Origin of the sequence: Micromonospora sp. NPDC048898 (genome assembly GCF_043198035.1) — a bacterium.
In the GTDB taxonomy this organism is placed as follows: domain Bacteria; phylum Actinomycetota; class Actinomycetes; order Mycobacteriales; family Micromonosporaceae; genus Micromonospora.
In genome coordinates this window covers 296,758-307,113 of record NZ_JBICUF010000001.1, presented here as the reverse complement: position 1 = coordinate 307,113, position 10,356 = coordinate 296,758, and the positions used below count along the sequence as shown (strand labels likewise).

General features: G+C 71.0%; 7 protein-coding genes. 3 read left to right on the top strand and 4 right to left on the bottom strand.

Annotated features, from left to right (window positions below; all coding sequences use genetic code 11):
• Nucleotides 1–13: 13 nt before the first annotated feature.
• The gene (locus ACGFIQ_RS01525; RefSeq protein WP_393237630.1) at nt 14–922 is read right to left on the bottom strand and encodes an alpha/beta fold hydrolase; all 909 of its coding nucleotides are present in this window, start codon (nt 920–922) and stop codon (nt 14–16) included.
• A gap of 220 nt (nt 923–1,142) precedes the next feature.
• Between ACGFIQ_RS01525 and miaB the strand changes: the two genes are divergently transcribed.
• The gene (gene miaB / locus ACGFIQ_RS01520; protein ID WP_393237627.1) at nt 1,143–2,636 is read left to right on the top strand and encodes a tRNA (N6-isopentenyl adenosine(37)-C2)-methylthiotransferase MiaB; all 1,494 of its coding nucleotides are present in this window, start codon (nt 1,143–1,145) and stop codon (nt 2,634–2,636) included.
• Between the two features lie 39 nt (nt 2,637–2,675).
• Here the strand turns inward: miaB and ACGFIQ_RS01515 are convergent, their stop codons facing one another.
• From ACGFIQ_RS01515 to ACGFIQ_RS01505, 3 genes are all read right to left on the bottom strand, one after another.
• Nucleotides 2,676–4,046, bottom strand: coding sequence for a cellulose binding domain-containing protein (locus ACGFIQ_RS01515; RefSeq protein ID WP_393237624.1), 1,371 nt, complete (start codon nt 4,044–4,046; stop codon nt 2,676–2,678).
• Nucleotides 4,047–4,317: 271 nt separating this feature from the next.
• Nucleotides 4,318–5,916 carry a cellulase family glycosylhydrolase gene (locus ACGFIQ_RS01510; RefSeq protein ID WP_393237621.1) on the bottom strand — a complete coding sequence of 533 codons (1,599 nt, stop codon included), beginning with the start codon at nt 5,914–5,916 and terminating at the stop codon, nt 4,318–4,320.
• Nucleotides 5,917–7,127: 1,211 nt separating this feature from the next.
• On the bottom strand, nt 7,128–8,336 hold the full coding sequence (locus tag ACGFIQ_RS01505; RefSeq protein ID WP_393237618.1) for a DUF349 domain-containing protein: 1,209 nt from the start codon (nt 8,334–8,336) through the stop codon (nt 7,128–7,130).
• Between the two features lie 150 nt (nt 8,337–8,486).
• Between ACGFIQ_RS01505 and ACGFIQ_RS01500 the strand changes: the two genes are divergently transcribed.
• Nucleotides 8,487–9,359, top strand: coding sequence for a hypothetical protein (locus ACGFIQ_RS01500; RefSeq protein ID WP_393237615.1), 873 nt, complete (start codon nt 8,487–8,489; stop codon nt 9,357–9,359).
• Between the two features lie 32 nt (nt 9,360–9,391).
• Entirely contained in the window at nt 9,392–10,351 is a 960-nt protein-coding gene (gene miaA / locus ACGFIQ_RS01495; protein ID WP_393240266.1) for a tRNA (adenosine(37)-N6)-dimethylallyltransferase MiaA, read from the top strand.
• Nucleotides 10,352–10,356: the final 5 nt, after the last annotated feature.

Below are 10,356 nucleotides of genomic sequence, written 5' to 3'. Positions count from 1 at the left end.
CCGGGCCGGACGCTCAGATCTGCGGGCTGGTCGCGAGAGCCGGCGTGACCAGCCAGGTCAGGGTCTGCGGCAGGATCTCCACCGCCCCGAAGTGGGCGGCGCCGGGCTGCACCTGGACCTCGGCGCGCGGGATCCGCGAGGCGAGCCAGTGGGAGTGCTCCACCGGGGAGAAGCGGTCCTGCTCGCCGTGCCAGAGCCGGACCTCCGCGCGGATGCCGGCGAGGTCGAACCCCCAGCCCCGGCGGATCGCCAACACGTCGTCGATCCAGCCCTCGGGGCCGTGTCGCAGCGCCTCGGCGTACATGTCGGTGAGCAGTCGACGGATCGCGACGTCGTCGACGACCCGGATGTCCTCGTCGGGTAACTGCGGGCGGAGGAAGTCCAGCAACGTCATCGGGTCCCGTCGCGCCTCTTCGGCGCGGATCTTCAGGTTGAGCGTCAGCTCGGTCAGGTCCTCGTCGGCCTGCCCGTAGTCCGTCACGTTCGTCGCGGCCATGCCCGCGTACCAGTCCAGGTCGGGCGCTCCGGCCGGGGCGAGCCCCACCAGCACGGCGGCCCGGGTGACCCGGTCCGGCAACAGTGCCGCGCAGGCCAGGGCGTGCGGCCCACCGCCGGAGCGGCCCACCACCGCGAATCGTTCGATGCCGAGGGCGTCGGCGATCGCCGCGACGTCGGCCGCCGCGTCGGCCACCCGCCGGCCCTCCTGCCGGTCGGAGTCGCCGTAGCCGGGCCGGTCGTAGCAGACGAGGTGCACGCCGAGGCGGTAGACGACGATGCCCCGGGGTCGGGGGCCACTGCGGCTGCCCGGGGTGCCGTGCAGCAGGAAGACCGGGGGCCCGTCGGGCGCGCCGGAGGTCTCCACCGCGAGACGCCGCCCGTCCGGAGTGGTGACGGTGCGCTGTGTCGCATCTTGTCGCGTCACGGTTGGCCTCCCGCGGGTCGTCATGTGCTCCCCCGTGAACGGTGCCGCGCATCGTCGGCGCTGAGTGCAAAGCCCCCGAAATCGCCCAGAACACATTCTTGTTGTGCAGCGTACTGCCCGCCGTGGATGCCCGCCATGGGCCGCCGGGTCAATGCCGGTGGGTGGGGGCCGCCAAACGGGCCGCTACCCTGGTAGCCCGAGGGGAAGGGGCACCAAGAGGGTGGCTAGGACCTACAACGTCGTGACGTACGGCTGCCAGATGAACGTCCACGATTCCGAGCGCATCTCCGGCCTGCTCGAACAGGCCGGCTACGTACGCGCGGTGCCGGCCGACGACACCCCGGACATCGTCGTCTTCAACACCTGCGCCGTCCGCGAGAACGCCGACAACCGGCTCTACGGCAACCTCGGTCGACTGCGTCCGGTAAAGGACAAGCACCCCGGCATGCAGATCGCGGTCGGTGGCTGCCTGGCCCAGAAGGACCGGGGCGAGATCGTCCGCAAGGCACCCTGGGTGGACGTGGTCTTCGGCACCCACAACATCGGTGCGCTGCCGGTGCTGCTGGAGCGGGCCCGGCACAACGCCGCCGCCGAGGTGGAGATCCTGGAGTCCCTCGACGTCTTCCCCTCCACCCTGCCCACCCGCCGCGAGTCCACGTACGCCGGCTGGGTGTCGATCTCGGTGGGCTGCAACAACACCTGCACGTTCTGCATCGTGCCGGCGCTGCGCGGCAAGGAGAAGGACCGCCGTCCCGGCGACATCCTCTCCGAGGTGCGCGCCCTGGTCGACGAGGGCGTGCTGGAGGTGACCCTGCTCGGGCAGAACGTCAACTCCTACGGTGTGGAGTTCGGCGACCGGTACGCCTTCGGCAAGCTGTTGCGGGCCTGCGGCGACATCGACGGGCTGGAGCGGGTGCGGTTCACCAGCCCGCACCCGAAGGACTTCACCGACGACGTGATCGCCGCGATGGCCGAGACGCCGAACGTGTGCCACTCACTGCACATGCCGCTGCAGTCCGGCTCCGACGACGTGCTGAAGGCGATGCGCCGGTCCTACCGCTCCGAGCGCTACCTGGGGATCATCGAGAAGGTCCGTGCGGCGATGCCGGACGCGGCGATCACCACCGACATCATCGTCGGCTTCCCCGGCGAGACCGAGGCCGACTTCCAGCGCACGTTGGACGTGGTCCGCGAGGCCCGGTTCTCCTCGGCCTTCACCTTCCAATACTCGAAGCGCCCCGGCACCCCCGCCGCGACCATGGACGACCAGCTGCCCAAGCAGGTCGTGCAGGAGCGCTACGAGCGGCTGGTCGAATGCGTCGAGGAGATCACCTGGGCGGAGAACAAGCGGCTGGTGGGGGAGACCGTCGAGGTGCTGGTCGCCCTCGGCGAGGGCCGCAAGGACGAGCGGACCGGCCGGATGTCCGGTCGGGCCCGCGACGGTCGGCTCGTGCACTTCGCGACCGAGGTTCCCGGCGGGCAGTCGCTGGCCGGCCAGATCCGGCCGGGCGACATCGTGCACACCGCGATCACGTACGCCGCACCGCACCACCTGAACGCCGACGGGGCACCGGTGGCGCACCGACGGACCCGGGCCGGCGACGCGGCCGAGGCGGGGCGCTCCCCGCGTACCCCCGGGGTGTTGCTCGGTCTGCCGACGATCGGCGCACCGCCGGTCGCGCCCGCACCCACCGCCGGCTGCGCCACCCACTGAGCGCACGGAAGGGCCCCTCGTCGAGGGGCCCTTCCTCGGTCAGACGGTGATCCGGCCGGCGCCGGCGCCCGCCGTCACGATGGACTTGACGTTGCTGGCGGTGTCCAGCTGGTACGAGTACGGGATGCTGGCCACGCTGCCGCCGGTCTGCCCGGCGGGCGAGTTGACGAAGTGGTTGTTCCGGGCGACCAGGCGGCCCGGCCCGGAGTCGGCCTCGCCGAGGTGGTACGTGTCCCTGACGTTCTCGAAGTAGTTGCCCTCGACGAGCACGCCGGCGTTCTCGGTGGAGGCCACGCCGTAGCCGCCGTTGGCCCGGTAGTAGTTGTTGAACACGTGCACCGGGTTGCCGAAGCGCACCCGCGGGTTGCGCTGCCTGCTGCCGTCGAACCAGTTGTGGTGGTAGCTCACCCGCAGGTGGCCGGTGTCCTGCGCGCCGTTGTCGTCACTGTGGCCGAGCAGCATGGCCTTGTCGTGGTTGAAGACCCGGTTCCACGACACGGTGACGAAGTCCGACCCGCGCTTGACGTCGACCGCGCCGTCGTAGCCGTTGCTGAAGGTGTTGTGGTCGATCCAGATGTTGGTGGCCGACTCCTGCACGTTTATCGCGTCGTCGTTCCAGTCCCGGAAGGTCAGGTTCCGGATGATCACGTTGCGGTCACCGCTGATGTTGAGCCCGCAGCCGGCGATCGTCGCGCCGGAGTTGCCGAGGATGGTCTTGTTGGACCGGACCCGCAGCATGCCCGAGCAGGAGATCGTGCCGGACACCCGGATCACCGCGGCGCCCGTCGCGTTCAGTGCGCTGGTCAGCGCCGACGCGGTGGTGACGGTGGTGGTCGGTGCGCCGCCGCCGCCGGTGGTGCCGCCGTTCTGGGTGGCCCAGCCGACGAGACCGGTCGGTGGCGGGACGCTGGGCGGCGGGTCGCTCGGGATCGGCGGCGTCGTCGGGGTGCCCGGGTTGGTGGGGTTGGCCGGGGTCGTCGGGGCGGTGGTGCCGCCGGTGCACGCGACGTCGTTCAGGGTGAAGCTTGCCGGGTCCGGGTTGGCGGAGTTCCAGCTCGCGTTGAAGCCGAACGAGGTGCTGCCGTTCGTCGCCAGGCTGGCGTTGTAGTCGACGTTGGCGGCGGAGACCTGACCCCCGCTCTGCGAGACGGTGGCGCCCCACGCCTGGCTGACCTGCTGGCCGGCCCCGTACGACCAGCGCAGCGTCCAGCCGGCGACCGGGTCGCCGAGGTTGGTGACAGTGACGTTGCCGGTGAAGCCGCCCGGCCACTGGCTGGCGACCGAGTAGGCGACCCGGCAGCCGGCGGCCGCCTGCGCGGACACGGAGGTCAACAGGCCGGCGGTGACGAGGCTGGCGGTGGCTGCGGCGGTGGTGGCGATCAGCGTCATTCGACGCCGTCCTGTGCGCATGCTGCTTCCTTTCGATCAGGCGGACGGACCGTCGCGACGCCCATGCCCGTGGGCGGCGAGTGGTGGCCGGGACCTGTGGTCCTCGGGCCCGCCAGTGCACGTACGTGAAGGAAAGCGGCTCCCGCGCTCGCGCCAGCCAGGAGAGGCAAGCGTTTTCCCGATAAAAACATAGAAGCAGCTGGATGTAAATGGCCGGGACGGCCGATGCGGTGCGCACCGCATCGACCGTCCCGGGGCGTGTGTCGGAGGCCGACCAGCACCTCCTGGCGGCTCAGCAGCTGGCGCCGTTGAGTTTCACCGTCGCGGGGGTGCTGGCCGTGCCGTTGGCCGTGAAGCCCACGGTGACCGACCCGCCCGCCGGCAGGGACGGGGCGTGGCTCGGCGCGGCCGCGGTGATGGTCGTGCCGGACTGCGTGACCGTGGCGTTCCAGCCACTGCCCAGCGTCACCCCGGACGGCCAACTCCAGGTGACCGACCACGGGTTCACCGCGGCCGTACCGGTGTTCTTCACCGTCACCTCGCCCTGGAAACCGCCCTGCCAGGCGTTGACCTGCCGGTAGGTGACCGTGCAGGCACCCGGGGGCGGGGTCGTCGGCCCACCGGTCGGTCCGCCGGTCGTCGGTCCGCCGGTCGGCCCGCCGCCGGACGGCGCGATCAGGTACGGCTGGAGGATCGCCTGCTTGGCGGTGTTGACGTTCGTCCAGTCGTCGAGCGCGATGCCGCCGGTGTCACCCGAGTTGGGGTTCCACGACCAGTAGGTGAAGGACATCCCGGTGACCCCGGTGCCGGTGTACGCCATCAGCTTCTCCAACCACACCGTGTCCTTCGGGTCGACAAGGGTGCTGCCGAACTCACCCATCATGATCGGGGCGATGTTCTGCTTGTAGAGGTAACCGAAGTACTTGTCCCAGATGGCCGGCATGTTCGCCGGGTAGTCCGGGGCGTCGAACCAGGTCTGCCGGTAGACCGAGGTGGCGTACTCGTGCGGCGAGTAGACCAGCCGGTTCGCCACGCTCAGCCGGACCGGGAACTGACCCGCCTTCGACAGGTTGCCGCCCCACCAACCGCAGTCCTCGTCGTTGCTCGGATCGTTGTCCCAGACGTTGGAGAGACCACCGCTCGGGCAGCTCACCCCCTCCACGAAGATCAACCAGTTGGGCTGGACACCGAGGATGGCGTTGCCGGCCCGCTCGGCGGCGAGCCGCCAGTCCCGCGTCGTGTCGCCGCAACCCCAGCACGCGCCGGTGGCCGCCGGGTTGGTGCCCTCGGCGTGCGGCTCGTTGTGCAGGTCCGCGCCGATCACCGTCGGATTGCCCGCGTACCGCTGGGCGAGCATCTTCCAGTCGTTGATCCACGTCGCCTCGGAGACCGTCGACGTGTACCACAGCGGCGACTGCCCGGCCGACGTCGGCCGGTGCCGGTCCAGGATGATCCGCATGCCCTTGCTGCCGGCATAGTCGATCACCTTGTCCAGGATCTGCAACGGCGACAGCCCGATCAGGTCCGGGTTGACGAAGTCGTTGATCCCGGTGGCGGCCGCGCCCGGCTTCAGCGCGTCGTTCGAGTACGGCACCCGCAACGTGTTGTAGCCCAGCCGGGCCATCGTGTCGAGCTGCCCCCGCCACGGGTTGTTCGACCACAACCCGTGGAAGGTCTTGTTGTCGGTCTCCATGCCGAACCAGTTGATGCCGGTCAGCCGCACCGTGGCACCGGTGCTGTCCACGATCTGGTTGCCGTTGGTGTGCAGGTACCCGGTGCCCGTGCCAGCGGCGACGGCCGGGGTGGTGCTGACGGCGGTGGCGAGGAACACGCCAGCCGCGACAGTGGCGAGCGCGGTCAGCGCACCGCCGAGAGCCTTGGGACGGAACATTCACGCTCCACTTCGGAGGTCCGACGTCGTCCGATGACGACGTCGGCGGGCGGCCGTCCGCACGTCACGGCCCTTTTTCGGGTACGCGGACAGTGCGCGACGGCCCATGTCACGCGGACGTGGTCACTCGCGGAAGCGCACCGGTGACCCTCGACAGCGGTGTCCCGCCTTCGTCGCCCTCGTACCGGTGGCCCTACCTGGCTCCGTAGCCCATTCTGATCAGCCAGCCTCGATGCGTCAACCTGCGCCCCGGCGCCGCCCCGCCCGCGCATTCCGCCGCGCCGGTCTCCGTGCTCGCGCGCTGTCCGTGCTCGCGCGCTGTCCGTGCTCGCGCGCTGTCCGTGCTCGCGCGCTGTCCGTGCTCGCGCGCTGTCCGGGGCGTCTGGGTGGCCCTCGAATCGTGCGGGTGGCGCTCGGGCTGTTCGGGTGGCGCTACGGCGGGCCGAGGGCTCGGCGGTAGTTGCCGAAAGTTCTCCGACGCTCGACGCTCGACGATCCCATGATCGACTCGACATTCAGGAAACCGGCCCATCCACCCGACCTGGACACCCCGAGTTTCAGGAAGCCGAGTCGATCAACCCAATGGGCAGCCGGACACCCGCGCCGGTGGCGCACAGGCCAGGAGTAGGGCGGCGACGAGTTCGGGTCGAGCCGACCGATCTCACCCCAAGATCGTGATCGATCCAGCATGTCCACATCGTCGCGTTGGGGCGGTAGCCGGCGGGTCAACCCGGGACATGACGTGCACAGTCGCGGACACGGGTGGGCCCGGCTTGGCGATCATGGAGTTGTGGTGCCGACTTTGGGGGTTTTAGGGGCGTTCTGTTGCCCACCACAACTGCATGATCGGCGAGTTAGCGCTGGTTGACGAACAGCCGTTCCACCTGACGCAACGATGTCGACATGGGCGTAGTGGTCTGCGGGCGATCGGATGCCATGACAACCTGGATCGAGCACGACCTTGACGTCTGCCGGCCGCCCCCAACCCCGGTCTCGACTCTCAAGCACGAGGTTCGTGTCAAGATCCGCGCAACATCGGGGATGTTGGTGCCTCTCGCGCCTCCGAGACAGCAACATCCGGGAAGTTGCGTAGATCATGGGTGGGCGCGGGCGCGGGCGCGGGCGCGGGCGCGGGCGCGAGGACGCGAGGGGCGCGGGCACGCGGAAGCCCCCGGTCCCGCTCGGGATCGGGGGCTTCGGACGTTGTCAGCTCAGCCGGCCTGCTCGGCGAGCTGGAGGAACTGCCGCTTGGCGGCGAGGGCCTGCTCGGCGTCCTTGATCCGGCGGGCGTCCCCGGCGCTCTGGGCGCGAGCCAGCCGCTCCTCGGCCTTGGCCACCTGGGACCGCATCTGGGCGAGCAGCGGGTTGTCCTCCTTGGTGGTGCGGCGCCACGCGGAGTCCATCACCTCGCGGACCTTGTCGTCGATGACGCGCAGCCGGCGCTCCAGCCCGGCGGCTGCCTCGCGGGGCACCCGGCCGGCCTCGTGCCACTGTGCCTGGATTTCTCGCAGCTTGGCCTGAGCGCCCTTCGGGTCGGCGTCGATGTTCAACGCCTCGGCCTCGGCGAGCAGGGCCTGCTTGCGTTCCAGGTTGCCGCGCTGCTCGTTGTCCCGGGCGGAGAAGACCTCGCTACGCCGGCTGAAGAAGGCGTCCTGCGCACCCCGGAAGCGTTCCCAGAGCTTCTGCTCGGCCTCCTTGGAAGCGCGCGGCGCTGCCTTCCACTGGGTCATCAGATCCTTGAGCTGGTTGGCGGTCGCGGCCCAGTCGGTGGATTCCTGGAGCTTCTCCGCCTCGGCGACCAGCTCCTCCTTGACCGTCTGCGCCTGCTTGCGCTGTGAGTCCAGGGAGGCGAAGTGGGCGCCCCGACGCCGGGTGAAACCGTCCCGGGCGGCGGCGAAACGCTTCCACAGCTCACCGTCGGCCTTCTTGTCGACCCCACGGATGGTCTTCCACTCGTCGAGGATCTCCTTGAGGCGGTCCCCGGCGGTCTTCCATCCGGTGGATTCGGCAGCGAGCTTCTCGGCCTCCTCGACAAGCGCGGTCTTGCGCGCCAGGGCCTCGCCGCGAGCGGCGTCCCGGGCAGCGCGTACTTCGCCGGCTTTTTCCTCGGCGAAGGTGGCCAGCTTGTCCAGGCGAGCGGCCAGGGCGTCGATGTCGCCGACCACGTTGGCCTCGGGCAGCGTGGTACGGATCCGCCGGATCGTGCTCAGCGAGTGCCCGGCGTCGGCCGCACCCGACTTGAGACGCGCTTCGGTCAGGTCCACCTCGGTCACCAGGTCGGCGAAGCGGCGCGCGAAGTGTGCCAGGCCCTCCTCCGGTGCTCCCGCCTGCCAGGATCCGACAACCCGCTCGCCCTCGGTGGTCTTGACGTACACGGTGCCGTCCGCATCCACCCGTCCGAAGGCAGTCCAGTCGCTCATGTGCCCATCCTCGTTCTCCCGGCGTCGAGGGATCGATCCCCCGTCGCCGCCACGGCGCAGCCAAGTTACTTCCGGCATTGTCACAGGTCCGACCCGGTCCGCGTCGAGCGCCTATCGCCGACCGTGACCATACGGTGTCCTAGGGGCCGAATGACCGGATCGGCGCGGAGACGCACCGACGATTCCCGCTACGGTGAATGGGTGCCACTGGTCGCTGCTGCCGTCTGCCCCCATCCGCCCCTGCTCGTGCCCGAGGTGGCCGGTTCCGCGGCCCCGGAGTTGGACGACCTACGGGCGGCCTGTGACACCGCCGTACGCCGGCTGCTCGCCGTCGACCCGGACACCGTGGTGTTGCTCGGCACCGGCCCGGTCACCGGCCTGATCCGCACCCCGGCCACCGGCTCGCTCCAGCCGTGGGGTGTCGACCTGGACGTGCCGCTGGTCCGCGGCCAGCCCGACCGGGGTGCGGTGCTGCCGTTGAGCCTGACCATCGGCGCGTGGTTGCTGGCCCGGCACGACGCCCGAGCGCGCGACCCGCGAGAGCAGGACGCGCGAGAGCAGGACGCCCGAGAGCAGGACGCGCGAGAGCGCGACGCCCGAGCGCGCGACCCGCGAGCGGACGGCGCCCGAGCGTCGGTGACCGCCGTGCAGGTGGCTGCCGACGCCGGTCCGGCCGAGCTGGCCGCGCTCGCGGACGAGGTCGGCGGCGCGGGTGACCGGGTGGCGTTGCTGGTGCTCGGGGACGGGTCGGCCTGTCGGGGAGAGAAGGCTCCCGGGTACGACGACGCGCGCGCCCTCCCGTACGACCAGGGGGTTGCGACGGCGCTGGCCGACGCGGACCTGGACGCCCTGCTCGACCTCGACCCGGTGCTGTCGGCGGAGCTGAAGGCCGCCGGTCGCGCCCCCTGGCAGGTGCTGGCCGGCGTGGCCCGCGCGGCCGGCGGTGGGTGGCGCGGCGAGTTGCTGTACGACGCGGCCCCCTACGGTGTCGCCTACTTCGTGGCCTCCTGGGAGCGGGTGTGACTGGCGAGGCCGGTGTGACTGGCGAGGCGGGTGTGACCGGCGAGGCAGGCGTGACTGGCGGCGCGGGTGTGACGGGCGACGGAGCGGGCACGGTCGTCGCGGTGGTCGGCCCGACCGCGGCGGGCAAGTCGGCGCTGAGCATCGCGTTGGCGCACGCGCTCGACGGTGAGGTGGTCAACGCCGACTCGATGCAGCTCTACCGGGGCATGGACATCGGCACCGCCAAGCTGACCCCCGCCGAGCGGGACGGGGTGCCGCACCACCTGTTGGACATCTGGGACGTCACCGAGCCGGCGAGCGTCGCGGAGTACCAGCGGCTGGCCCGCGCGGCGGTGGACGACATCCTGTCCCGGGGGCGGGTGCCGCTGCTGGTCGGTGGTTCCGGACTGTACGTGCGGGCGGTGCTGGAGCGCTTCGAGTTCCCCGGCACGGACGCGGCGCTGCGCGAGCGACTGGAACGGGAACTGGCCGAGGTCGGCCCGGCGCCGCTGTACGCGCGGCTGCGCGCCGCCGACCCGGTGGCCGCCGAGGGCATCCTGCCCGGCAACGGTCGGCGGATCGTCCGGGCCCTGGAGGTGATCGAGCTCACCGGGGCGCCGTTCACCGCCTCACTGCCGCAACCGACGCCGTACTACCCGTCGGTGCAGGTCGGCGTCGACCTGGACACCGCCGTGCTGGACGAGCGGATCGCGCTGCGGGTCGACCGGATGTGGACCGACGGCCTGGTGCCGGAGACGCGGGAACTGGTCGGGCGCGGGCTGCCGGAGGGGCGGACGGCGAGTCGGGCGCTGGGCTACCAGCAGGTGCTGCGCATGCTCGCCGGTGAGTTGACCGAGGCGCAGGCGCACGACGAGACGGTCCGGGCCACCCGGCGTTTCGTCCGCCGGCAGCGGTCCTGGTTCCGGCGCGACCCGCGGATCCACTGGTTGGACTCGACGGCGCCGGACGTGTTGGGGGAGGCCCTGCGTCTGGTGCCGGCCGCTGCGCGATGATGGGA

What these genes read in the sequence shown, in the direction of transcription:
- ACGFIQ_RS01510 (WP_393237621.1), bottom strand. Translation starts at nt 5,916, where the DNA reads ATGTTCCGTCCCAAGGCTCTCGGCGGTGCGCTGACCGCGCTCGCCACT.
- ACGFIQ_RS01505 (WP_393237618.1), bottom strand. Translation starts at nt 8,336, where the DNA reads ATGAGCGACTGGACTGCCTTCGGACGGGTGGATGCGGACGGCACCGTG.
- ACGFIQ_RS01515 (WP_393237624.1), bottom strand. Translation starts at nt 4,046, where the DNA reads ATGCGCACAGGACGGCGTCGAATGACGCTGATCGCCACCACCGCCGCA.
- ACGFIQ_RS01500 (WP_393237615.1), top strand. Translation starts at nt 8,487, where the DNA reads ATGACCGGATCGGCGCGGAGACGCACCGACGATTCCCGCTACGGTGAA.